Origin of the sequence: Actinomadura hibisca NBRC 15177 (assembly GCF_001552635.1) — a bacterium.
Classification (GTDB): Bacteria; Actinomycetota; Actinomycetes; order Streptosporangiales; family Streptosporangiaceae; genus Spirillospora; species Spirillospora hibisca.
Genome location: NZ_BCRO01000050.1, coordinates 1 through 23,573, shown reverse-complemented (window position 1 = coordinate 23,573; position 23,573 = coordinate 1). Strand labels below are relative to the sequence as shown.

The following is a 23,573-nucleotide window of genomic DNA, read 5'->3' as shown; positions in this document are numbered from 1 at the left end:
ATGCGGACCGTCGTCTTCTGGGTGCTGGCGCTCGCCGCCGTCGGGTTCGGTGTCGCGGTGTTCCGCGTGGACTCGATGGCGCGGGCCACCTTCGCCCTGCTGGCGTCGTTCCTGTGCGTCGGCGGCACGATGGTGCTGCTGGACCTGCACTACCTCGGCGTGCTGGTCGTGCTCATGATGATCATGGAGATGATGGTGATGGCCGTCTTCATGATCATGTACATGATGAACCCGGCCGGGCTGATGCCGATGTCCATGCTGCACAACCGGCGCGGGGCTCTGATCATCTCCGGCGCCGTCCTGGTGGCGCTGGTCGCGGGCGTCTGGACGGTCGACTGGCCCGAACGCGCCGGACGCCCGCCCGGCGATCCGACCCGGGCGCTGGGGGAGGCCGTCATGGGCGCGCAGATGCCGGTGATGATCGTGGTCGGGGTCGCCATCCTCGCCACCATGGTCTCGGCGGTCGTCCTGGCCACCGACCGCGGCCGCTACGACGGGGGTGACCGGTGACGCTCCAGGCGTTCCTGACGCTGGCCGCCGCGCTGTTCGCGGTCGGGTTGTACGGGGCCCTGTCCCAGCAGTCGATCGTGATGTTGATGATGGGCCTCGAACTCATGATCAACGCGGTGCTGGTGGCGGGAGCGGCCTTCTGGTTCTACCTCGCGCCCGCGTCGGCCGACGGGCAGGTGCTGGTGCTCGTCGCGGTCACCGTCATGGCGCTGGAGATGGCCATGGGCTTCGCCGTGGTGACGGCGCTGATGCGCGCGCGGGATGTTGATGTCACCGATGACGCCGGGGATCTCAAGGGATGAGCGCCCTGGCCTGGTCGTTGCCCGCGCTGCCGCTGGTGGCCGGGGGCTTCTTGCTGGTCGGACGGCGGTGGGTGACGGATCGGGTCGCGCCGGTCGTGGGCGTCGGGGTGGGGGTGGTGGTCCTCGGGCTGGCGTTGTGGGCTGCTTTTGCGCGGCCTGCGGTGCGGTTCAGGTTGTTCGAGGGGGTTCCGGCTGGGCTTGCCGTGGACGGGCTGTCTGCGGTGATGGTGGTGGTCGTTGCAGTTGTTGCTTTGGCTGTTCTGGTCTATGCGGCCGGGATGGTGTTGGGGGCACGGTTCTTCGGGCTGATGCTTGTTTTCGTCGGGGCCATGCTCGTCACCGTCACCGCGACCGATCTCGCGCTGCTGTTGATGGGCTGGGAGGTCATGGGCGCGATGTCCTACGCCCTCATCGGCTTCTGGTGGCGGGACGCCTGGCGCGTCGAGGCGGCGGACGTCGCGTTCCTCACGACCCGTACCGGTGACCTGGGGCTCTACCTCGCGGCGGGGTGCGCGCTGGCGGGGACCGGGACGTTGGAGCTGGGCGGGCTCGCGGGGGCTGGGGGTGGGTGGCGCGATCTTGTTGCGGGTGGGGTCGTGCTGGCCGCGCTTGGTAAGTCCGCGCAGCTTCCGTTCTCGTTCTGGTTGTCGCGGGCCATGGCCGGTCCCAGTCCGGTTTCGGCGCTACTGCACTCAGCCACCATGGTCGCTGCCGGTGCCTATTTGTTGTTGCGGGTCTCGCCGTTGCTTGAGGCGACGGGGTGGGCCGCTTCTGTGGTGGCGTGGGTCGGGGCGTTGACGGCGCTGCTGCTGGGTGGGGTCGCGCTGGCGCAGCGGGACTTGAAGCAGTTGCTGGCCGCTTCTACGTGCGCGCAGCTTGGCTTCATGGTTTTGGCCGCTGGGGTTGGGGGTTTGGCGGGCGGGACTGTTCATCTGGTTGCGCACGCGGCCGTTAAGAGTCTGCTTTTTCTGTGCGCGGGGGCTTGGTTGACGGCGCTCGGTACCAAGGATCTGGGGGAGCTGAGCGGGGCTGCTCGGCGGTATCGGGTTGTCGGTGTGACTTTTGGTGTGGGGGCGCTGGCGCTGGCTGGTTTTCCGCCGTTGTCGTTGTGGTTCACCAAGGATGCTGTGCTCGCGGCGGCTGCGGAGAAGTCGCCATGGTTGTACGCGGTGGGGCTCGCGGCTGGGGTTTTGTCGGCCGGGTACGCGGCCAAAGCATTGTTCGCCGTTTGGCGGCCGGGTGGGCGTGCGGGCGAGCGGGTCGGTGTTCTGGAGAAAGTGCCGCTGGTCGTCCTGGCGGTGGCTGCGGTGGTGCTTGGCGTGCTCGGGGTGCCGCAGGTCTGGGGGGCTTGGGGGCGGCTGCTCGGGGATGCGTCCGCGCCGTTGCCCGGTGTCGTTGAGCTCGTCGTCTCGGGGGTGTTGGCGGTGGTCGTCGTGGGGGTGTCCGCGCGGTGGCGGGTGGGGGAGGTGCGCTGGGCGGAGCAGTGGTTCTATCTGGAACGCGCTGCTGGCTTGGTGGTGGCGCGGCCTGTGGTGGCGTTGGCGCGGGGGCTTGCCCGGTTCGACGATCGGGTTGTGGACGGGGGCGTGCGGGCCGCCGCTTCCACTGGGCGTGCTCTGGCCTCGGTGGCTGATCGCCGGATTGAACCTCGCGTGGACGGTGTCGTTACCGCGCTGGGGGCGGGGGCGCGTCGGCTCGGGAGTGCTGCGCGTCGGCCGCAGACCGGGCAGGTCCATACCTATTACGCGCAGGCCGCGGTGTTGTTCGCGGTCCTGGTCGTCGTCGTGCTCCTGGTCGGGTGACCGGTGCTCTCTCTGGTGATCTTCCTGCCGGTGGTGGCGGCGCTCGGGTTGTACGCGTTTCCTCGGCCGGGGCCGCGGGTGGTGTCGGGGCTCTGGATCGGGGCCGCCGTCGTGGACCTGGCGCTGGTCGTGGCGATGTGGGTCCGTTATGGGGGCGGGATCGGCTACGAGACCGATCTGCGCTGGATCCCGTCCGTGCGGGCCGGTTACCACGTCGGTGTGGACGGCCTGTCGTTGCCGCTGCTCGCGTTGACGGCGTTGTTGTTCCTCGCGTGCGCGGTGTACTCGGGAGGACGGTCGCGGGCGTTCGCCGCGCTCTTCCTGGCGTTGCAGACGGTGTGCCTCGGGTTGTTCGCAGCGCTTGATCTGCTGCTGTTCTTCGTGTTCTTCGACCTGTCGATCGTCGGGATGTACTTCGTCATCGCCGGGTGGGGGCACGGCGACCGGTTGCGCGCGGCGTTGAAGTTCTTCCTCTACACGTTCCTCGGCTCGCTGGTGCTGCTGCTCGGCTTCATCGGTCTTTATCTGGGGGCCGAACCGCACACCTTCGACATGGTGGAGCTGTCGCGCACGCCGCCGCAGGTCGCTGCGCCGGGGCTGGTGCTGCTGGCGATCGGCGTTGGGCTCGCCATCAAGACGCCGGTCGTGCCGTTCCACACCTGGCTCCCGCCCGCTCATACGAACGCACCGGCGGCGGGGTCGGCGATCCTGGCCGGGATCATGCTGAAGATGGGCGTCTACGGGCTGGCGCGCATCGCCATGCCGATGCTCCCGGACGCCTGGCGGCGGTACGCGTGGGTGATCGTCGTGGTCGGGGTGCTGAGCGTGCTGTACGGCGCGCTGGTCGCGCTGGCGCAGCAGGACCTCAAGCGGCTCATCGCCTACACCTCGGTCAACCACATGGGGTACGCGGTGCTCGCGCTCGGCGCGGCCGGGCTGGGCACGGCGCACGTGGAGGCGCACCGGCTCGCGGTGACCGGGGCCGTCACCCAGATGGTCAGCCACGGGCTGATCACCGGGGCGCTGTTCCTGCTCACGGGCGTCCTGTACGACCGGGCGCGCTCCTACGAGCTGGACTCGTTCGGCGGAGTGGCCGGGAACGCGCCGCTGTTCGCCGGGCTGTTGGCGGTGGGGGCGTTCGCGTCGTTGGGGCTGCCGGGCCTGTCAGGGTTCATCGCCGAGTTCCAGATCTTCACCGGGACGATCGGGAGTGGCGGCGCGGGCGGCGTGGTGGCGGGCGCGCTGGCCGTGGTGGGCATCCTGATCACCGCCGCGCTGTTCCTGGGGGCGCTGCGGCGGGTGCTGCTGGGCGCGCCGGGCGAGTTGTCGGGGCGGGTCACCGACCTGACGGCGCGGGAGGCCGTCGCGATCGTGCCGCTCCTTGGGTTGTCGCTGGTGGTGGGGATCGTGCCGCGCTTCCTGCTGGACGTCATCGAGCCCGCGGCGGCGCTGGTGGTCTCGCTGGTGGCGCGATGATGATGAACGAGAACCCGGCCGATCTGCTGCCGGAGCTGTGCGTGCTGGGTGGCGCGGTGCTCGGGCTGCTGTGCGGGATGTTCCTGCCGCGTGCTCGGCAGTGGATCGTTGGGGTGTTGTGCGCTGCCGCGCTGGTGGCGGGGCTGGTTTTTGCTGGGCTGGCGGCGCGGCGTGCTGATATGACGGTTTTCGAGAGCTTCGTGCTCGATCCCGTCACGCATGTCACGCGTGGTGTGGTGCTGGCGGCGACGTTGTTCGTGGTCGTGCTCGCGATGCGGCCGCTACGGGGGGATCGGCGGGAGACCGAGTTCTACGTGCTGGTCCTGCTGGCGGCGCTCGGCGCGGTGGTGATGGGGATGACCTCTGACCTGCTGGTGCTGGTCGCGGGTTATCTGGTGGCCAGCATCCCGGCCTATGCCCTGGCCGGGTTCGCCAAGGACGCGGCGGGGACCGAGGCCGCGCTGAAGTACTACCTGATGGGCGCGTTCTTCGGGATCTTCATGCTGGCCGGGATCGCTTTGTTATACGGGGCGGGGCGCGCCACCTCGTACGAGGCGCTGGGGGCTGGGCCGGGTGGGGTCGTGGCGGTCGGCGTCGTGGGGTTGTTGGCGGGGCTGTTCTTCAAGGCGGGGGTCGTTCCGGCGCATTTCTGGGTGCCGGACGTCGCGCAGGGGGCATCCCGGGTCGTCGCGGCGTTTGTGACGACCGTGCCGAAGGTTGGGGCGTTCGCGGCGCTTTATCGGGTCGCGGTTGGGTTCGGGGGCGGGTTCGATCTTTCGTTGCTGCTTGCGCTGGTCGCGGCGGCGACGATGACGTTGGGGAACCTGGCGGCGTTCGGTCAGGACAACGTGCGGCGGCTGCTCGGCTACTCAACCATCAGCCAGGCCGGGTATCTGCTGGTGCCGGTCGCGGTGGCGGGGCGGAGTGGGATGGCCGAGCCGGCGGTGCTTTACTACCTGGCCGCTTACGCGATCACCAATGTGGGCGCGTTCGCGGTGGTCGTCGCGGCGGGGCGGGATGAGGTGGACGGCTATCGCGGGTTCGCGCGACGGTCTCCGCTGGTGGCGGTGGCCTTGGTGATCTGCTTGTTGGGGTTGATCGGGACGCCGCCTACGGCCGTGTTCGTCGGCAAGCTGCTGATGTTCGGGGCGGCGGTGGACGGTGGGTATGGGTGGCTGGCGGTGGTTGCGGCGGTCAACTCTGTCGCCAGTGTCTTTTACTACCTGCGCTGGGTCGTTCCGATGTTCGCGCGGGGTGATGAGTGGGCGGGGGCGCTCGATCGGCGTGCGGCCGTGTTGGCTGTGATCGCGGCGGTGGGGTCGGTGGTCGTGGGGGTTGGTAGTGGTGTTGTGTTGGCGCTTTAGCGGCGGGCGGAGTACGGGGCTCCGCCCGCCGCGGCTCAGCGGATGGTGGGCACGGTCAGGGCCGCGCGCAGCCGTGACTTGCCCAACGCCGCGATCTCGTTGGTGAGCCGCAGGAACGGCGAGCGCGGCCCGTCCGGGATCAGGTTGAGCAGCCGCAGCCGGTAGGACCAGTCCTGCGTGTGCTCGATCGTCGGCCGTTCCGCCGTCTCCCAGGCCGCCAGCCGCTGCGGGACCGGCGCGTTCGAGGCGGCCAGCGCGTTGGCCAGGCCCAGCGCGTTCATCATCGCGCAACCGCCGCCCTGGCCCAGGTAGGGCGGCTGGGCGTGGGCGGCGTCGCCGAGGACGGCGACCCGGCCCTCCGACCAGGCCCGCAGCTTGATGTACTCGAAGGTGTCCCAGCGGGCCGGGACGCAGTCGAGCGCGCCCAGCAGCTTGGCCAGGTGCGGGAACGAGCGCGTCCACGACGCCGTGTCCACCGGGACCTGGCGGCCCGCCCTGTCCGCCTGGTCGGTGACGAGGGCGACGTACAGGCTGGTGGCGCTGCTCGGCGTGTACAGCACGCGGCGGCGGTCCTTGAAGTACTCGATGTACTTGCCGTCGTCCTCGGGCGCGACGAAGCCCTCCTCGCGCGGCACCGTCAGCCGGGTCGCGCCCTGCGACAGGCGGCGGCGCAGCTTCAGCAGGCCGACGCTGTCGCGGATGCGGGAGTTGACGCCGTCGGCGGCGACGATCAGGTCGGCCTGGTCGCGGGAGCCGTCGGCCAGCCGCAACGTGCCGGACGGGTCGGCGGCGACGGCCTCCACGCCGGTGACGACCTCGACGCCCGCTTTCTCGGCCCCGGCGAGCAGCGTCGCGATCAGCCGGTCCCGCATGATCGTGTAGACGCGGGCCTTGCCCGGCCCGTTGATCGGGATGCTCTCCACGGTGCGGTTGCGGTGGTCGCGGCTCTCCAGGACGGGGCCGACGTGCGCGCCGACCGTCGCGTCGTCGTACAGCCCGAGCAGCTCCAGGACCGTCAGGCCGTTGCCCCACATGTAGATCCCGGCGCCGATCGCCCGGATCTCGGTGTCGCGCTCGTACAGCCGTACCGACCAGCCGCGCTGCGCCAGAGCCGTGGCCGCCGTCAGGCCGCCGATTCCGGCGCCGACGACGATGGCCTGCTGGGACTCCATCGTCACTTTCCTTTCGCGTGTGCGTGGGCGAAGTTCGCCGATGCCGTGCGTTCGGCTTGTCCGGACCGGCGGTGGGCGGCCTCGCCGTTCATGATGATCAGTTGTCCGTTGCGCACCGGTTCCGGTTCATGGGGCGGGGCGGTCAGGAGCGGGCGTGGAACTTCTCGATCTGCTCGGCCAGGGCCTCCGGCGACTCCAGCGACGGGAAGTGCGTGCGGCCGCCCAGCCAGTGCGAGGAGAACCACGGGTGCTCGGCGGCGAAGTCGGCCTGGCCCTGGTGGTAGGCGTCGTCGCTGGGCTGGGAGTAGAGGTGGAGCACCGGGCGCTGCTCGTTGAAGGCCGCCATGCGCTTCAGCGGGGAACCCCACGTCGCGTAGGCGTCGTCGATGACGCGGCACGAGCGCGCCCACATGTCGAAGTCGAAGGAGGCCATCTCCTTGTCGAGGTGCTCGGCGACCGCGTCGTTGTCGGCCATGGCGAGCCAGACGTCGAACAGGTTCTGCCGCGCCTGGACCCAGGTCGCGGGGTCCTGGCTGGCGCGCAGGTTAGCCACGAACCCGGGCGAGGCGCCGAGCATCAGCCAGTCGATGACGACGGTGCGCGGCACGCGGGCGGCGCCCAGCCGGTCGGTGATCTCCAGGTTGGCCCAGCCGCCGTGCGAGGTGGACACCGGGACGACGCGCTCGACGCCGAGGTGGTCCAGCAAGGCGATCACGTCGTCGGCCTGCTCGGCTACCCCGAAGTCGCCTCCGGTGTAGGAGCGGTCGGCGCCGTGGCCGCGCCACTCGGCGCGGATCACGCGGTGGCGGCGGGCCAGCAGGGGCAGGATTCGGTCGAACAGGCGGTGGTCCTGGCACCAGCCGGTGAGCAGCAGGAGGTCCGGTCCTGCGGTGGCGTCCCCGGTCGGGCCGGTGACGTCGTAGTCGAGGCGCTGGCCGTTGAGGGTGACGGTTTCCACGAAGCCTTCTCCTTGTTCCTGGTCTGGTGCCTGGCGTCTGGTGCCTGGTCCTGTCCGGGTTTCCTGAGGTCCTGAGTTCGCCGGGTTCCGCGGGTTTCCGGGGCGGCTGGGCGTGGGGCCTCGGGGCGGATGGGGAGCCATACGGGTACGCCGTTTTCCCATCATGAGAGTGACGAGGAATACCTGACCAATACCTGTTGTCCGGTGGACCATAGCCGGATGGTCATACCGGCGGATCGGGAAGGGATCGTGTTGTGGCAGGTCAGGGGTGGTTCGGCAGATGATTCGGTTCTCGGCGGGGTGCGCGGCGTCCTAGCATGGTCGGCCGTGACGAGCGCTACCGACCACCCGGTCCAGTCCCCTGTTCCTGCCGTTGTTCCCGCCGTCGAGCTGTCCGGGCGTTCGTGCCCGTTGTGCGGCTCCTGGATTCGCGAGGCCGTCCCGGTGGGGGACGGGCTGGTCGCGGTGTCGCCCTGCGGGTGCGTGATCGACGAGGGGTGACGGCGCGGATGATCGTCTGCGCGTGGCGTGGCCTGCGGGCGTGGCACGGTCTGCGGGTGATCGTCTGCGGGCGATCGGGGCTGGTCCGCTCGGGAAGGGCCGGGCCGCACGGGGGCAACGGCCCGGCCTCCACCACAATCATGCGCCGAGACGGCCTGTTTTGCCCAGATGCGCAAGGGACGGGCCCGCGCCCGGATGTGGCCGCTTCCGAAGGGTTGGCGGGCGGCGCGGCTCAGAAGGTGATCCACTCGCTGGCGGTGGTGAACTCCGCCAGCCGCTCCGGCAGCGGATCGACGCCGATCCCCGGGCCGGTCGGCACGTCCAGGTGGCCGTCGCGCAGCTCGAACGGCTCGGTCACGTCCTCGGCGTAGTAGCGGCGCGAGGCCGAGGTGTCGCCCGGCAGCGTGAAGCCGGGCAGCGCCGCGAGCGCGACGTTGGCGGCGCGGCCGAGGCCCGTCTCCAGCATCCCGCCGCACCAGACCGGGACGCCGTGCGCGCGGCACAGGTCGTGGATGCGGCGGGCCTCCAGGTAGCCGCCGACCCGGCCCGGCTTGATGTTGATGATCGACGCCGCGCCCAGGGTGATCGCGGCGGCGGCGTGCGCGGCCGACTCGATCGACTCGTCCAGGCAGATCGGGGTGGTGAGGCGCCGGGCCAGTTCGGCGTGCTGCACCAGGTCGTCGTCGGCGAGGGGCTGCTCGATCAGCAGCAGGTCGAACGGGTCGAGCTTGGCCAGGTGCCGGGCGTCGGCCAGGCCGTAGGCGGTGTTGGCGTCCACCTGGAGCAGCACGTCGTCGCCGAACCGCTCGCGGACCGCGCGCACCGGCTCCACGTCCCAGCCCGGCTCGATCTTCAGCTTGATGCGGACGTAGCCCTCGTCGAGGTAGCCCGCGACGGCGTCCAGCAGCTCGGGCACCGAGTCCATGATCCCGACCGAGACGCCGCACGGCACCCGGTCCACGGCCGCGCCGAGGAAGCGGCCGAGCGACTGCCCGGCGGTGCGGAGCTGGGCGTCCAGCACGGCGGTCTGGAGCGCGGCCTTGGCCATGCGGTGGCCCTTGACCGGCTCCAGGACGCGGTCCACGGTGTCGGCGTCCACGTCGTTGACCGGCAGCGCCGGGATGAGGAAGCGGCGCAGCACGTCCGCCGCCCCTTCCACGTACTCGGCCGAGTACAGCGGCGCGTCGATCGCCACGCACTCGCCCCAGCCCTCGGCGTCGGGCGTGACGACCCGCACCAGCAGCACGTCGCGGGCGGTCTCGACGGCGAACGAGGTGCGGAACGGCGCCACCAGCGGCATCGCGATCCGGCGCAGCTCGACAGCGGTGATCTTCATGGCGTCTGCCGTCCCTCCGGCGGTCGGTTCGGTGCGCGGTCCACCAGGTAGGCGGACCGGTCGTGGAAGCCGATGACGCGGGCGCCGTCGGCGATTAGGCCGCCGAGGGTCTCGCGGACGGCGAGACGCCAGTCGCGGGCGCCGGCGGGATCGGTGCGGCGCAGGTCCTCGATGTCCTCGGGGACGGCGATCAGGACGGTGGCGGCGTCGGTTCCGTGCTGGACGGGGCGGTTGTTGCGGCACTCCAGGAGGGGTTCTGGGGGAGGGGCGGCCTCGGTGGGGGTGGTGGAGGCGTCCAGGTGCCAGACGGCCAGGACGCGGTCGGTCTCGTCGCCGCTGTTGATCGAGTCGGCCATCACGCCGTAGAACGAGGGCAGGTACTCCTCGGGGCGCGCGCCCAGCTTGACCAGGTTGAAGTAGGCGTTGCGGCGCACCAGCGGATCGTAGGTCCAGGTGATGCGGCGCAGCCCGCGCGCCAGCGCCCAGTCGCGCTGGTGGTGCTTGAGCGCCAGGCCGACGCCGCGGCCGGGCAGCGCGCCGGTGATGTGCGAGTGCAGCGCCTCGCCGGGCGGATCGGCGAAGAAGGCGACCGACAGGCCGACCATCCGGCCGTCCTCGTAGGCACCGGCGACGTAGTTGCCCGCGTGCGACAGCGCCCGCAGCAGCTCGACCTGGACCGGTTCGGCGCCCGGTTCGGGTCGCCAGATGCGGTCGATCAGCCGGTGGACCTCGTCGAGGTCCGCCAGGTCGTGCAGGACGCGGACGTCCGGACCCGAGGGTCGCTGCGCTTGGCCGGTCACCTGCCACCTTCCGTGCGGTCGGTCGTCACTACGACGTTACGCCAGGTCAGGGAGGTGACTGACGGGAGGTCGGGGGAAGCGGGACCGGGGCGCGGGGAGAGGGCGTCCGGGGTCAGTCGCCCGGTGGCGTGACGCCCCGGCGCGGGACGCCGCTGTAGTCCTGGCCGTCCAGCTTGGTGACGTCTTCGGCCGCGACGTGGTCGGAGACGTGCACCGTGCGGTCGGGGGCGGTCTCGTCGATCTCGATCCAGGTGATGCGGGCGCCCCACGCGCCGCCGGGGAGCTTCTCCCAGGCGAGCAGGTAGGCGGGGCCCTTCGCGGTGGCCGATTCGATCATCGGCGGAACGTGTGGCATGTGTTTCTTTTATCCAATCGGGGTGACATTTGGGAACCGCCGAAAGGACGCGACCGAGCCGCCCGGCGGGTTCTCGCCGGGCGGCTCAGGTGGTTCGCGGGTCAGATCGTGCTGCGGTCGGGCCGCCGCGCGCGGCCGTTCTTCACCGGCACCCGTTCGGCGCGGACCTGACGCTTCCAGGAGTGCAGCGTGCGTGCTCCCGCGCCCATCACGACCGCCGCCGCGACCAGCACCACGATCTCGCCGAACGAGAAGCGGGAGTCCCCGACGGCCACGACCAGCTCGATGCCGAAGGCGGCCATGCCGGTCAGGAGCAGGGCGTAACCGACCCAGAAAAGCCGGTTCGAGCGACTCGCTGGCATTCTTCGCCTCCGTTCACGATGAGTTCTGGTCCGCTTGACGTTTTCGAGGGGCGGCGCCCGCCGGGCTCGCGGCAAGGGCCTTCTCTCTATTGAACGGTTCTGATTCGGGGTTTGTTTCCCGCGCTCCGGGCGGAGGGATGGAGGCCCTGCGCCACTTGGGATCTGCTCTATTCGGTTTCGTCCGAGTTCGACTCCAGGTCGCCCTCGATCTTCAAGTAGAGCTGCTTGAGGGCGTCCAAGGTCGCCTGTTCCGGGTGCTCCCACATGCCCCGGTCGGCCGCCTCCAGCAGGCGTTCGGTGATGCCGTGCAGCGCCCACGGGTTCGACTGCTCGAAGAACTCCTGGTTCTCCGGGTCCAGCGCGTACGTCGTCGCCAGCTTCTCGTACATCCAGTCGGCCACCACCCCGGCCGTCGCGTCGTAGCCGAACAGGTAGTCCACCGTCGCCGCCAGCTCGAACGCCCCCTTGTAGCCGTGGCGGCGCATCGCCGCCAGCCAGCGCGGGTTGATCACGCGGGCCCGGAAGACGCGGGAGGTCTCCTCGTTCAGGGTGCGCGTCCGGACGGTGTCGGGGCGCGTGCTGTCGCCGATGTAGGCCGCGGGGGCCTTGCCGGTGAGGGCGCGCACGGTTGCGATCATGCCGCCGTGGTACTGGAAGTAGTCGTCGGAGTCGGCGATGTCGTGTTCGCGGGTGTCGGTGTTCTTGGCCGCGACGCTGATGCGGCGGTAGGCGTTCTCCATGTCCGGGCGCGCGGGCACGCCGTCCAGGTCGCGGCCGTACGCGTAGCCGCCCCACACCGCGTACACCTCGGCCAGGTCCGAGTCGTCGCGCCAGTTCCGGCTGTCGATCAGGGGGAGGATGCCCGCCCCGTACGCACCCGGGCGCGAGCCGAACACGCGCATCGTGGCGCGGCGGGCGTCGCCGTGTTCGGCCTGGTCCGCCTGGACGTGTGCGCGTACGAAGTTGTCGGCGGGGGCTTCTTCCTGGGCTGCCGCCAACTGGACGGCGTCGTCCAGCATCGCCACCGCGTGCGGGAACGCGTCGCGGAAGAAGCCGCTGATCCGCACCGTCACGTCGATGCGCGGGCGGCCCAGCTCGGGCAGGGGGATCGGCTCCAGGCCCGTAACGCGGCGGGACGCCTCGTCCCAGACCGGGCGGACGCCCAGCAGCGCCAGCACCTCGGCGATGTCGTCGCCGGACGTCCGCATCGCGCTGGTGCCCCACACCGACAGGCCTACCGACTGGGGCCACTCTCCGGTGTCCTGGCGGTAGCGCTCCAGTAGTGAGTCGGCCATCGCGCGGCCCGTCTCCCACGCTAGGCGGCTCGGCACCGCCTTCGGGTCCACCGAGTAGAAGTTGCGGCCGGTCGGCAGCACGTTGATCAGGCCGCGCAGCGGGGAGCCGCTCGGGCCCGCGGGGACGTAACCGCCGTCCAAGGCGTGCAGGACCATGCCGATCTCGTCGGTGGTCCGGTTCAGTCGCGGGACTATCTCCGTCGCGGCGAAGCGCAGGATTTCGGCTACGGTTCCTTCGGCTATCTCGTCGGCTGCTTCCGGGGTCCAGTTCCGCTGTTCCATGGCCAGGACCAGGGTGCGGGCTTTTTCTTCGAAGTCGTCCACCTTGGCGCGGTCGGTGCTCTGCTCGTCCAGGCCGAGGGCCTCGCGCAGGCCGGGCAGCGTCATCGAGCCGCCCCACATCTGCCGGGCGCGCAACATCGCCAGGACGAGGTCGGCGCGGTTCTCGCCGGTGGGCGCCTGGCCCAGGACGTGCAGGCCGTCGCGGATCTGGACGTCCTTCACCTCGCACAACCAGCCGTCCACGTGCAGCAGGAAGTCGTCGAACTCCGCGTCGTGGGGGCGGTCGTCCAGGCCCAGGTCGTGGTCCAGGCGGGCCGCCTGGATCAGCGTCCAGATCTGCGCGCGGATCGCGGGCAGCTTGGCCGGGTCGAGCGCGGCGATGTTCGCGTGCTCGTCCAGGAGTTGTTCCAGGCGGGCGATGTCGCCGTAGGAGTCGGCGCGCGCCATCGGCGGGATCAGGTGGTCCACCAGGGTCGCGTGCGCGCGGCGCTTGGCCTGCGTGCCCTCACCCGGGTCGTTGACCAGGAACGGGTAGATGAGCGGCAGGTCGCCCAGCGCGGCGTCGGGGCCGCAGGAGGCCGACATCCCGGCGGCCTTGCCGGGCAGCCATTCCAGGTTGCCGTGCTTGCCGACGTGCACGACCGCGTGCGCGCCGAACTCGTCCTGCAACCAGCGGTAGGCGGCCAGGTAGTGGTGGCTCGGCGGCAGGTCCGGGTCGTGGTAGATCGCGACGGGGTTCTCGCCGAAGCCGCGCGGCGGCTGCACCATGATCACGATGTTGCCGGAGCGCAGGGCCGCCAGGACGATCTCGCCCTCGGGGTCGGTCGAGTCGTCCACGAACAGTTCGCCGGGGGGTTCGCCCCAGTGGCGCTCGATGTCGGAACGCAGGTCCTCGGGCAGGGTCGCGTACCACTGCTTGTAGCGGGCGGCGGGGATGCGGATCGGGTTGCCGGTGAGCTGGGCTTCGGTCAGCCAGTCGGCGTCCTGGCCGCCTGCGGCGATCAGGGTGTGCATCAGCGCGTCGCCCTCGGTGGGGAACTCGTCGCCGATCTCGTAGCCGCGTTCCCGCATGGCTTCTAGGAGGGCGATCACGCTGGCCGGGGTGTCCAGGCCGACCGCGTTGCCGATGCGGGCGTGCTTGGTCGGGTACGCCGACAACATCAGGGCGATGCGGCGTTCAGGTGCCGGGATGTGGCGCAGGGTCGCGTGCTTGACGGCGATTCCGGCTACGCGGGCGGCGCGCTCGGGGTCGGCGGCGTAGACGCTCAGGCCGTCCTCGTCGATCTCCTTGAACGAGAACGGCACCGTGATCAGGCGGCCGTCGAACTCGGGCACCGCGACCTGCGTGGCGGTGTCCAGCGGGGACAGGCCGTCGTCGTTGGCCTCCCACGTCTCGCGTTCGCTGGTCAGGCAGAGGCCCTGGAGGATCGGCACGTCCAGCGCGGCCAGCGCCCCGACGTCCCACGCCTCGTCGTCGCCGCCCGCGCTCGCGAACGCCGGGCGCGTGCCGCCCGCCGCCAGCACCGTCACCACCAGCGCGTCGGCGGTGCCGAGGGTCGCCAGCAGCTCGTCGTCGGCGGTGCGCAGGGACGCGCAGAAGATCGGTAGCGCGCGGCCCCCGGCGTCCTCGATGGCTTTGGAGAGGGTTTCCACGAACGCGGTGTTCCCCGCCAGGTGGTGCGCCCGGTAGTACAGGACGCCGACCAGCGGGCCCTCGGTGCGCCGGGCCTCGCGCTCCAGCACGCCCCAGGTCGGCGTGGGGGTGGGCGGGCCGAAGCCATGGCCGGTCAGCAATACCGTGTCGGACAGGAAGTTGTGCAGGTCGGCGAGGTTGCCGGGGCCGCCGTGCGCCAGGTAGGCGTGCGCCTCGGCGCTCACCCCGGCGGGCACGGTGGACAGCTCCATCAGCTCGGCGTCGGGCTGCTGCTCGCCACTGAGCACCACGATCGGGCGCGGCCCGGCCAGCAGCGCGTCCAGGCCCTCCTCCCAGGCGCGGCGGCCGCCCAGCAGCCGCACGACGACCAGGTCGGCGCCCTCGACGAGGGCGGGCAGGTCCGCCACGGCGACGCGGGCGGGGTTGGCAAGGCGGAAGTCGGCGCCACTCGCGCGGGCGCTGAGCAGGTCGGTGTCCGACGTGGACAGCAGCAGGATCACGCTGGTCGAGTCCTCACCCGGGGTTTCCTCGCCCCGAATCGAAGGGTCATGACGACACGGAGTGTCCTGGCTCCCGGATCGGTGCTCGCCCCGGCCTTCCCGCTCGCGCAGTGGCCGCTGGGTGGGGTCCGCTCCCCGGTGACAGTGGCGGGACCGCGCCGGATTCGCACCGGCTTCCTCCGCTGTGTCGCTTCCGGCATCCTCCCACACGGGGCGAGGCGGGGATTTCGCGGTGACTTAGTATCCGACTGTGTCTGTTTCCGCCCGTTCTGGGGCTGATTCCTGTCCTGGCCTGCTGCGCGTCCATCAGGCCGCCGACGGTGGGCTTGCGCGTGTGCGGTTGCCGGGCGGGCGGCTGGACGCCGTCGCGTTCGCCGCTCTGGCCGACGCTGCCGTTGAGCTGGGTGACGGCGGGCTGGAGCTGACCTCGCGCGGCAACGTGCAGGTCCGGGGGCTGGCGGCGGGGGCCGAGCGCGAGTTGAGCGGGCGGCTGCATGCGGTGGGGTTGTTGCCGTCGGTCACGCATGAGCGGGTGCGGAACATCGTCGCTAGTCCGTTGAGCGGGCGGGACGGGCGTGGGCTGGTTGACGTTCGGCCGCTGGTGGGGGAGCTGGACGCGGCGTTGTGCGCTGATGCGGCGTTGGCTGAGCTGCCGGGGCGGGTGCTGTTCGCGCTGGATGACGGGCGTGGTGACGTGATCGCGCTGCGGCCTGACATTGGGCTCTATGCGGTGGCTTCCGACTTGTTTGCGCTGGTGGTCGGCGGGATTGACAGCGGGCTGCGGGTGTCGGGCGGGGAGGGGGTCGCGGCGATGTTGGGGGTTGCTCGGGAGTTCCTGCGGGTCCGGGGCGGGCGGTGGCGGGTCGCTGAGTTGGATGATCCGGTGGGGCTTGTGGCTGGTGTGCGGGGCGAGTCCGTGGAGCTTCCTGCGGTGGCTGTTCGGCCTCCGTTGGGGTTGGTGCCGCAGGCGGACGGGCGTGTTGCGTTGTCCGGGTTGGTTCCTTTGGGGCGGCTGGACTCTGCGCAGCTCACCGGCCTGCGCGGGGTCGCCGAGCTGATCGTCACGCCGTGGCGGACCGTGGTCGTTCCCGATTTGACGGACGTGCCACACTCACTGGCGGGTTCCTACGGCCTGGTCGCCGCCCCCGACTCCACCTGGGCGGGGCTCACCGCCTGCGCGGGGCGGCCCGGCTGTGCCAAGTCCCTGACCGACGTGCGCGCCGACGCGGCCGCCGCCCGCGCCCCGGGCGGGGGGCTCGCGGTGCACTGGACCGGCTGCGACCGAGGTTGCGGCCGTCCGGCCGGGCGGCACGTCGCGGTGGTGGCGACCCCCGGAGGGTACGAGGTGCGGCTCGGCGACGAGGTCCGCGCGCGGCCCGAGGACCTGACGGCGACGGCGGCGGCCGTCGCGACGACACGGAGGAGCGAGTGATCGACTACGTTCGCGACGGCGCCGAGATCTACCGGCGCTCGTTCGCGACCATCCGGGCCGAGGCCGACCTGGCGGGCCTGCCCGCCGACGTCGCCCGGGTCGCGGTCCGCATGATCCACGCCTGCGGCATGACCGACCTGGTCGCCGACCTGGACTGCGCGCCCGGGGCCGTCGCGGCTGCCCGGGAGGCGCTGCTGGCCGGGCGGCCCATCCTGTGCGACGCCAAGATGGTCGCGGCCGGGGTCACCCGCAAGCGGCTCCCGGCAGGCAACGAGGTCATCTGCACTCTCGATGATCCGCGCGTCCCCGGCCTCGCCGCCGAGCTGGGCAACACCCGCAGCGCCGCCGCCATGGAGTTGTGGGGCGACCGTCTGGACGGCGCGGTCGTCGCGATCGGCAACGCCCCCACCGCCCTGTTCCGGCTGCTGGAGATGGTCGCGGCGGGCGCGCCCCGGCCCGCGGCCGTGCTGGGCATTCCCGTCGGGTTCATCGGGGCCGCCGAGTCCAAGGCGGCGCTGGCAGAGTCCGACCTGCCGCACGTCGTCGTGCACGGGCGGCGCGGCGGCAGCGCCATGACCGCCGCCGCCATCAACGCGATCGCATCCGAGGAAGAGTGATGTCCGGACACCTGTACGGAGTGGGCCTCGGCCCCGGCGACCCGGAACTGATCACTCTGAAGGCGGCGCGGCTGGTCGAGCACGCCGACGTGATCGTCTACCACTCGGCGCGGCACGGGCGTTCGGTCGCGCGCTCGATCGCGGCGGACCTGCTTCGTGCGGAGCAGATCGAAGAGGCGCTGATTTACCCCGTCACCACCGAGAGGACCGACGACTACCGGAGTGTGCTGGAGGAGTTCTACGACCGGTGCGCGCAACGGCTCGCCGAGCACCTGGACGCCGGGCGCAAGGTGGTGGTGCTGTGCGAGGGCGACCCGTTCTTCTACGGCTCCTACATGCACCTGCACAAGCGGCTCGCCGGGCGCTACCCGACCACGGTCGTGCCGGGCGTGACGTCGGTGAGCGGGGCCGCCGCCGAGCTGGGGCGGCCGCTGGTCGAGCGCGACGAGGTGCTGACCGTGCTGCCGGGCACGCTCCCGGCGGAGGAGCTGGCCGAGCGGCTGGCCGCCACCGACTCGGCCGCCGTGCTGAAGCTGGGCCGGACGTTCGGCAACGTGCGCGACGCCCTTGAGCAGGCCGGACGGCTGCCCGACGCCTGGTACGTCGAGCGCGCGACGACCGACAAGCAGCGGATGCAGCGGCTCGGCGACGTCGATCCCGAGACCGTGCCCTACTTCTCGGTCGCGATCCTGCCCAGCCGGGTGCACGAGGAGACGCGCAAGGCCCTGGTCGAGTCCGCGCCTGCGGGTGAGGGCGTGGGCGAGGTCGTTGTTGTGGGATTGGGACCGGCTGGGCGCGAGTGGCTGACGCCGCAGGCGCAGGACGCGCTGGCCGCCGCTGACGATCTGATTGGGTACGGGCCCTACCTGGATCGGGTGCCGCCGAACGCGCGCCAGCGTCGTCACCCGTCCGGTAACACCGTGGAGTCCGAGCGGGCTGTTCATGCTCTTGAGCTGGCCGAACAGGGACGTCGCGTCGCGGTCGTGTCGTCGGGGGACCCAGGCGTGTTCGCCATGGCGACGGCGGTGCTGGAAGTGGCCGCCGAGGAGCGCTGGCGGCACGTGCCGGTGCGCGTGCTGCCGGGACTGACCGCAGCGCACGCCGTGGCGTCCCGGATCGGCGCGCCGCTCGGCCACGACTACTGCGTGTTGTCGTTGTCGGACCGGCTCAAGCCATGGGACGTCATCGCCGACCGGCTCGCTGCCGCGGCCGCTGCTGATCTTGTGATCGCGATCTACAACCCGGCGTCGAAGACGCGCCGCCACCAGGTCGCCGAGGCCCGCGACCTGCTGCTGAAGCACCGGTCGGCCGACACCCCCGTGGTGATCGGCCGCGACGTGGGCGGGCCGGAGGAGGACGTGCGGGTCGTGCGGCTCGCCGACCTCGACCCGGCCGAGGTGGACATGCGCTGCCTGCTGATCATCGGCTCGTCGCAGACGCGGGTCGCGGGCGGCACGGTCTTCACGCCGCGCCGCTATCCGGCCTGATGGAGCCAGGCCGCCGCCTCGTCCACCGTGCCCGCGACGCGGGCGTCCGGGGGGAGCGGCGGCCGGTCCACCAGCACGACGGGCAGGTCGAGCGTGCGGGCGGCGGTCAGCTTGGCGGCCGTCATCGGGCTGCCGCTGTCCTTGGTGACCAGGCAGTCCACCCGGTGCTCGCGCATGAGGGCGAGTTCCTCGTTCACGGTGAACGGGCCGCGCGCGAGGACGGCCGTCATGCGGGGCGGCACGGGTGGCTCGGGGGGATCGACGGAGCGGACCAGGAACCAGCGTCCGGCGTCGTGGGCGAAGGCGTCCAGGTTCTTGCGGCCGGTGGTGAGGAAGACGCGGACGCCGGGGAGGTTCGCGGCGGCGGCCTCCAGGGTGGGGACGCGCCGCCAGTCGTCGCCGGGCCGCTCGGTCCAGCCGGGACGGCGCAGGATCAGGAGCGGGAGTCCGGCTCGTTCGGCTGCCTGGACGGCCGAGTCGGTCATGACGGCGGCGAACGGGTGGGTGGCGTCAATGACGGCGTTGATCTTCTCCTCGCGGAGCCAGGCGGTCAGGCCGTCCACGCCGCCGAAGCCCCCGATGCGCGTGCGGCCCTCGGGCAGGACGGGGTCGGCGACCCGGCCCGCCAGCGAGCTGACGATCTCGTAGCGGGGGTCGTCGGAGAGGCGTCCGGCCAGCTCACGGGCCTCGCCGGTGCCCCCCAGCAGCAGTACGCGGATGCTCATCCTGAAAGGGTAGAACGGTGAGCGAGCTGCGGTACGGATGGACCACCGGCGCGTGCGCGACGGCCGCGACGAAGGCCGCCCACACGGCGCTGCTGACCGGCGAGTTCCCCGATCCCGTCGAGATCGTCCTGCCGAAGGGGCAACGGCCGTCGTTCGCGCTGGCGGTGGAGCGGCTGGACGGCGGGGCGGCGATGGCGGGGATCGTCAAGGACGCGGGCGACGACCCGGACGTGACGCACGGCGCGCTGGTCCGCTCGACGGTGCGGCCGGGGCCGCCGGGGTCGGGCGTGGTGTTCCGGGCGGGGCCCGGCGTGGGGACCGTCACCAAGGCGGGGCTGCCGCTGGAGGTGGGGGAGCCCGCCATCAATCCGGTGCCGCGCCGGATGATGCGCGAGGTGCTCGGGGACGCGGACGTGGTTGTGGAGATCTCGGTCGACAACGGGGAGGAACTGGCCCGCAAGACGTGGAATCCGCGGCTGGGGATTCTGGGCGGGCTGTCCATTCTGGGGACGACGGGAATCGTCGTGCCGTATTCGTGCTCGGCGTGGATCGACAGCATCCGGCGGGGCATCGACGTGGCGCGGGCGGCGGGGTACACGCACGTCGCGGGGGCTACGGGTAGTACGTCGGAGAAGGTGGCGGCGGAGCTTTACGGGCTGCCCGAGGACGCTTTGTTGGACATGGGCGACTTCGCGGGGGCGGTGTTGAAGTATTTGCGTCGCCATCCTGTGCCTCGGCTGACGATCGCGGGCGGGATCGGGAAACTGGCCAAGCTTGCGAATGGGCATCTGGATCTGCATTCCAAGCGTTCCCAGGTGGACTTCGGGGCGCTGGCGTCGCTGGTGGCCGACCCGGAGACGGCGGAGCGCATCCGGCACGCGAACACGGCTTTGGAGGCGTTGCAGATCTGCCAGCGGGCGGGCGAGCCACTGGGTGACCTGGTGGCGGCGCGGGCACGGGAGGTGGCGTTGGGGGTGTTGCGCGGCGCGCCGGTGGAGGTGGACATCGTGGTGATCGACCGCGCCGGCACGATCGTAGGCCGCGCCTCCTGACCGGCACAGGACAGTGGCGGACCGAAGGTCGCAGACCTGTCACGCGTCCCTGCTTCTCCTGGTTATCTTGGCTTCCCGAGTAGCCCTCTTTCCCGGGACGACTTCGTGCCCGAACCGGCATGAATCCAGGAGGCCCGATGCTCAGCCCCTATGTCCGGCGCAGGCGTCTGGGCGATGAGTTGCGAGCGTTGCGGACCGCTGCGGGACTGACCCTGGAGCGACTGGCGTCTCAGGTCGACCCCTCGCGGAACCAGTTGTCGCGTTACGAACTCGGGCAGATCGCACCCGACCTGGACGACATCATGCAGATCCTGGATGTCCTGCGCGTCGAGGGGGCGGAGTGGAACACGCTCATGACCATCGCCCGCGAAGCGGCCGAACGCGGGTGGTGGGAGTCCAACGCCAGGTCGATGGGGGAACGGCAGGCGCTGTTCGCCAACCTGGAGGCCGGAGCCGCCACGATCCGCGAGTACCAGCAGACCTTCATCCCCGGGCTTTTGCAGACGCCGGAGTTCGCGGCGGCCCGGGTCGAGACCACGCCGTGGCCGCTGAGCGCGGGGCTCACCGTGGAAGGCGTCCTGAAGGGACGAGCCGGGCGTCAGCGGATGTTGCGCCGCCAGGGCGGCCCCCGCTATGAGGCGCTGATCGACGAGTACGCCATCCGCCGCCGCTCGGCGCCCCCGCCGATCTTGAAAGGGCAACTCCTGCATCTGGCCGATCTGGCCGACCCCGGCGCGCAGGACGCGCCGATCTCGCTCCGGGTGCTGCCGATCGACGCCGACGTGGGCGGCTACCTGCCGCTGTGCTCGTTCAGCCTGTACACCTATCCCGATCCCAAAGATCCGGTGGTGGTCGGCATCGACGCCGCCGTGAACGATCTGGTGCTGACCGACGAGGAGCGGGCCGCCCGCTACGCCGTCACCTTCGATTCGCTGCGCGAGGCGGCGTTGTCGGTGTCCGACAGCCGCGATTTCCTCGTCCGTACGGCCGACGCGCTGTCGCCGAGTTAAGGAGAGCATGATCATGACCAACGTGGACGGGTACGAGCGCTGGCGTAAGTCGGCTCGCAGCAAGGACAGCGAGGAGTGCGTCGAGGTGGGCGCCAGCGTGCGCGCCGGTGGAGGGGTGGGCGTCCGCGACAGCAAGCAGCGGGACGGCTCCGTGCTGCCTGTCTCGGCGGCGGCGTGGTGCCGCTTCGCGCAGGAGGTCAAGTCCGGGCTGCATGATCCGCGCGGCTGAAACCCACATGGGCCCCTGCCTGAAGTCTGCCTTCGGGCGGGCCGGATAGGGCCCAACGCGTTGTGTGGTCCTGGCTGCGATGAACGCGGTGAAGTAGGGCCTCACCAGGGAGAACGTCGAAGGGTCGGAGCATCGCTCCGACCCTTTCGCGTGCCCTCTGTGATCGTTCCTTCGCGGATCGTCGCTTTTCCCTTGTTCCTCGCCGGGCGTCGGTTCCATACTCGTGCTGGCAGCGAGTTCGGGATTCCCGAGAACAAGTGAATCTCTGCATGACTCTCTTCTTGGGTCTCAACATCACTCCGCGACCCCAGTCCCTTCTCCGCAAAGGAGCTTCGCGATGCCCGCGTGCTCTGGTCAGACCCCCTTCTCCACCTTCCCCGCGCCGCGGCTGCCCGTGATGCCTGGCGATCACGAGATCGGGCGCGAGCAGCTCGCGTTCACGGCGTTGCCCAACGCCGTCCCGCTCGGGCGGGCGTTCGTGCGGCGGCGGCTGCGCGCCTGGAACCTCCACGTCCGCGTGCCCGGCCTGGACGACGACTGCGAACTCGTCGTCTCCGAACTCCTCACCAACGCCCTGGAGGCCACCGCCCACATCGGCCCGGCGGACGGGGCCGACTACACCGACCTGCGCCGCCGCAAGCTCGCCACCATCGTGGTGCGGCTGCGTCGCACGCGTGCGTGCCTGTTCTGCGAGGTCTGGGACGGCAGCCCCGCACCGCCCCGGCCCGCCTGCGCTCCGCCCGGCGAACTTCCCGAAGGAGGCCGGGGCCTTCCCCTGGTCGCGGCCCTGTCCGCCGACTGGGGATGGTTCCCCGACCGGCCCGGCGGCAAGGTGGTCTGGGCCTGCTGGCGGGTGCCCTCATGAGCTTCCGTCCTTGCTCGTTCTGAGTCGTGGCCGTTTCCTGCAAGACCTCTTCTGGTGGTCGGGGCGATGCTTGAGGGCATGAACGTTGACCTGAACGCCGCTACCGCCTTCATGGCCACCCATGCTCGCGTGCTCGACCGTCGTCGGTTCGAGGTGCTCACGCAGGGGGCCGGGGTCGACGGGCTTGTGGCAGCTCTGGATGGATACCGCAATTCCGACGGCGGCTACGGGTGGGGGCTGGAGCCCGACCTGCGTTCGCCGGAGAGCCAGCCGGGGGCCGCGTTGCACGCCTTCGAGGCGCTGGTCGATCTGGACGTCCCCGTGCCGCAGGCCGCCGAGTTGTGCGGCTGGCTGGAGTCGATCACGTTGCCGGACGGCGGGGTGCCGTTCGCGCTGCCGGTCACCGATCCTGCCGGGTGCGCGCCCTGGTGGTCCGGGCACGACGCCGGGGCCTCGTCGTTGCAGATCACCTCGATTGTTGTGCTGAACGCCTTGCGCGTCGCCGCCCATGACCCGGCCGTCGCGGCGCATCCGTGGCTCGACAAGGCGACGCGGTACTGCGTGGCGGCGATCGAGGCGCTGGAGGCCGCGCCGCACGCGATCGAGCTGGCGTTCGCCGTGCAACTCCTGGACGTGCTGCCCGAGCAGCGGCCCGACCTACTGAAGAAGCTGGGCGGCTACATCCCTGAGAGCGGGTTCCTGCAGGTGGAGGGCGGGACGGCCGACGAGCGGATGGGGCCGCTGGACTTCGCGCCCTACCCCGGCCCGGCGCGGTCCCTGTTCCGGCCGGAGGTGATCGCGGCCGAGCTGGAGCGGCTGGGCCAGGGGCAGCACGACGACGGCGGATGGTCGGTGGAGTACGCCGAGATCTCCCTGGCGGGCGTGCTGGACTGGCGCGGGCACGCCACCGTCCGCGCCGTCTCGATCCTCAAGGCCGAAGGGCTGCTCTGACCGGAGTCGGCCGTGCCCGCCAGCGTCCCGGCGGGCCAGGATGGCGGGCATGACCGACGAGAGCCGGGGCGTGGCCCTGGAATACCTGAAGCGGCTCGACACCGGCGGCGACTTCCTGGAGCTGTTCGCCCCCGACGCCGTCGTCTTCTTCCCCAAGTGGGGCGAGGCGCGCGGCATCGAGGAGGTGCGGCGGCTGTTCGGCGACGTGGGCGGGATGCTCGCCGAGATCCGGCACGACTTCGACACCATCGCGAGCGTCGAGCAGGGCGACCGGGTCGTGCTGGAGGGCACCTCGTCCGGCGCGCTGGCGACCGGGGAGCGGTGGAGCGGCGGCCGCTGGTGCGACGTCTTCGAGATCCGCGACGGCCGCATCCGGCGCCTGGCGATCTACGTGGACCCCGACTACGCCGCCGCCGACACCGCCCGTTACCCCTGGTACTAGCAGCGTCTTCACCGTTCTCTCGGCGCTCAGGCGTCGCGCGAGTGACTAACCGTCCCGGCAGGGCGAAGCCGGAGGCGGGCCCTGCCGGGACAGA

At 71.2% G+C, this 23,573-nt stretch carries 23 protein-coding genes and 1 riboswitch; of the genes, 15 read left to right on the top strand and 8 right to left on the bottom strand.

All coding sequences use genetic code 11. From position 1 onward, the window contains the following. From AH6_RS23925 to AH6_RS23905, 5 genes are read left to right on the top strand one after another with little or no spacing between them, the layout of a single operon-like run. Positions 1 to 510 carry an NADH-quinone oxidoreductase subunit J gene (locus tag AH6_RS23925; RefSeq protein ID WP_067483611.1) on the top strand — a complete coding sequence of 170 codons (510 nt, stop codon included), beginning with the start codon at positions 1 to 3 and terminating at the stop codon, positions 508 to 510. After that, complete coding sequence (gene nuoK, locus AH6_RS23920; protein WP_067483609.1) at positions 507 to 812, top strand: NADH-quinone oxidoreductase subunit NuoK; 306 nt, start codon at positions 507 to 509, stop codon at positions 810 to 812. Before AH6_RS23925 ends, nuoK begins: the two co-directional genes overlap by 4 nt. Then, a complete protein-coding gene (locus AH6_RS23915; RefSeq protein WP_067483607.1) occupies positions 809 to 2,614 on the top strand; it encodes an NADH-quinone oxidoreductase subunit 5 family protein in 1,806 nt (601 codons plus the stop codon). Before nuoK ends, AH6_RS23915 begins: the two co-directional genes overlap by 4 nt. Positions 2,615 to 2,617: 3 nt before the next feature. Further along, positions 2,618 to 4,090 (top strand): complex I subunit 4 family protein, encoded by a 1,473-nt coding sequence (locus AH6_RS23910; protein WP_067483605.1) that lies wholly within the window; start codon positions 2,618 to 2,620, stop codon positions 4,088 to 4,090. Further along, the gene (locus AH6_RS23905; protein WP_245679447.1) at positions 4,087 to 5,454 is read left to right on the top strand and encodes an NADH-quinone oxidoreductase subunit N; all 1,368 of its coding nucleotides are present in this window, start codon (positions 4,087 to 4,089) and stop codon (positions 5,452 to 5,454) included. Before AH6_RS23910 ends, AH6_RS23905 begins: the two co-directional genes overlap by 4 nt. A 35-nt stretch (positions 5,455 to 5,489) precedes the next feature. Here AH6_RS23905 and AH6_RS23900 read toward each other — a convergent pair whose 3' ends face one another. Together AH6_RS23900 and AH6_RS23895 are read right to left on the bottom strand one after the other, a co-directional pair. Further along, positions 5,490 to 6,626, bottom strand: a complete 1,137-nt coding sequence (locus AH6_RS23900) for an FAD-dependent oxidoreductase (protein WP_067483603.1) — start codon at positions 6,624 to 6,626, stop codon at positions 5,490 to 5,492. 142 nt (positions 6,627 to 6,768) lie between these two features. Further along, positions 6,769 to 7,584, bottom strand: a complete 816-nt coding sequence (locus tag AH6_RS23895; RefSeq protein ID WP_067483601.1) for an alpha/beta fold hydrolase — start codon at positions 7,582 to 7,584, stop codon at positions 6,769 to 6,771. A gap of 327 nt (positions 7,585 to 7,911) precedes the next feature. Here AH6_RS23895 and AH6_RS43985 point away from each other — a divergent pair, with 327 nt between their 5' ends. Continuing rightward, complete coding sequence (locus AH6_RS43985) at positions 7,912 to 8,085, top strand: hypothetical protein (protein ID WP_157431664.1); 174 nt, start codon at positions 7,912 to 7,914, stop codon at positions 8,083 to 8,085. A 232-nt stretch (positions 8,086 to 8,317) separates the two neighbouring features. Here the strand turns inward: AH6_RS43985 and menC are convergent, their stop codons facing one another. The 5 genes from menC to cobN form a co-directional block, all read right to left on the bottom strand. After that, positions 8,318 to 9,421 (bottom strand): o-succinylbenzoate synthase, encoded by a 1,104-nt coding sequence (gene menC / locus AH6_RS23885; RefSeq protein ID WP_067483580.1) that lies wholly within the window; start codon positions 9,419 to 9,421, stop codon positions 8,318 to 8,320. Beyond that, entirely contained in the window at positions 9,418 to 10,221 is an 804-nt protein-coding gene (locus AH6_RS23880; protein ID WP_067483578.1) for a GNAT family N-acetyltransferase, read from the bottom strand. Before AH6_RS23880 ends, menC begins: the two co-directional genes overlap by 4 nt. Positions 10,222 to 10,333: 112 nt before the next feature. Then, positions 10,334 to 10,558, bottom strand: coding sequence for a hypothetical protein (locus tag AH6_RS23875; protein WP_083983387.1), 225 nt, complete (start codon positions 10,556 to 10,558; stop codon positions 10,334 to 10,336). A gap of 119 nt (positions 10,559 to 10,677) precedes the next feature. Then, the gene (locus AH6_RS23870) at positions 10,678 to 10,938 is read right to left on the bottom strand and encodes a hypothetical protein (RefSeq protein ID WP_067483574.1); all 261 of its coding nucleotides are present in this window, start codon (positions 10,936 to 10,938) and stop codon (positions 10,678 to 10,680) included. Between the two features lie 167 nt (positions 10,939 to 11,105). After that, on the bottom strand, positions 11,106 to 14,669 hold the full coding sequence (gene cobN / locus AH6_RS23865) for a cobaltochelatase subunit CobN (RefSeq protein WP_067483572.1): 3,564 nt from the start codon (positions 14,667 to 14,669) through the stop codon (positions 11,106 to 11,108). Positions 14,670 to 14,729: 60 nt separating this feature from the next. Next, positions 14,730 to 14,848: riboswitch (cobalamin riboswitch) on the bottom strand. Between the two features lie 71 nt (positions 14,849 to 14,919). Here cobN and cobG point away from each other — a divergent pair. From cobG to AH6_RS23850, 3 genes are read left to right on the top strand one after another with little or no spacing between them, the layout of a single operon-like run. Next, a complete protein-coding gene (gene cobG / locus AH6_RS23860) occupies positions 14,920 to 16,101 on the top strand; it encodes a precorrin-3B synthase (protein WP_067483570.1) in 1,182 nt (393 codons plus the stop codon). Then, complete coding sequence (locus AH6_RS23855; protein WP_157431663.1) at positions 16,098 to 16,718, top strand: precorrin-8X methylmutase; 621 nt, start codon at positions 16,098 to 16,100, stop codon at positions 16,716 to 16,718. The genes cobG and AH6_RS23855 overlap by 4 nt, the downstream gene beginning before the upstream one ends. Beyond that, a complete protein-coding gene (locus AH6_RS23850) occupies positions 16,718 to 18,205 on the top strand; it encodes a precorrin-2 C(20)-methyltransferase (RefSeq protein WP_067483568.1) in 1,488 nt (495 codons plus the stop codon). The genes AH6_RS23855 and AH6_RS23850 overlap by 1 nt, the downstream gene beginning before the upstream one ends. Here AH6_RS23850 and AH6_RS23845 read toward each other — a convergent pair. After that, positions 18,193 to 18,930 (bottom strand): cobalt-precorrin-6A reductase, encoded by a 738-nt coding sequence (locus AH6_RS23845; RefSeq protein WP_067483567.1) that lies wholly within the window; start codon positions 18,928 to 18,930, stop codon positions 18,193 to 18,195. The two genes, AH6_RS23850 and AH6_RS23845, sit on opposite strands and share 13 nt — an antisense overlap. A 17-nt stretch (positions 18,931 to 18,947) precedes the next feature. On the opposite strand from AH6_RS23845, the gene AH6_RS23840 reads away from it, so the two are divergent. The 6 genes from AH6_RS23840 (at position 18,948) to AH6_RS23815 (ending at position 23,479) form a co-directional block, all read left to right on the top strand. Beyond that, positions 18,948 to 19,982: a cobalt-precorrin-5B (C(1))-methyltransferase gene (locus tag AH6_RS23840; RefSeq protein WP_067483565.1), complete on the top strand. Its 1,035-nt coding sequence runs from the start codon at positions 18,948 to 18,950 to the stop codon at positions 19,980 to 19,982. Between the two features lie 137 nt (positions 19,983 to 20,119). Further along, entirely contained in the window at positions 20,120 to 20,992 is an 873-nt protein-coding gene (locus AH6_RS23835) for a helix-turn-helix domain-containing protein (RefSeq protein ID WP_067483563.1), read from the top strand. Between the two features lie 7 nt (positions 20,993 to 20,999). After that, on the top strand, positions 21,000 to 21,221 hold the full coding sequence (locus AH6_RS23830; protein WP_245679446.1) for a DUF397 domain-containing protein: 222 nt from the start codon (positions 21,000 to 21,002) through the stop codon (positions 21,219 to 21,221). Between the two features lie 337 nt (positions 21,222 to 21,558). Further along, complete coding sequence (locus tag AH6_RS23825) at positions 21,559 to 22,086, top strand: ATP-binding protein (RefSeq protein ID WP_245679445.1); 528 nt, start codon at positions 21,559 to 21,561, stop codon at positions 22,084 to 22,086. A 78-nt stretch (positions 22,087 to 22,164) separates the two neighbouring features. Beyond that, on the top strand, positions 22,165 to 23,037 hold the full coding sequence (locus tag AH6_RS23820) for a hypothetical protein (RefSeq protein WP_067483561.1): 873 nt from the start codon (positions 22,165 to 22,167) through the stop codon (positions 23,035 to 23,037). Positions 23,038 to 23,086: 49 nt separating this feature from the next. Beyond that, positions 23,087 to 23,479, top strand: coding sequence for a nuclear transport factor 2 family protein (locus AH6_RS23815; RefSeq protein WP_067483559.1), 393 nt, complete (start codon positions 23,087 to 23,089; stop codon positions 23,477 to 23,479). Positions 23,480 to 23,573 lie beyond the last annotated feature (94 nt).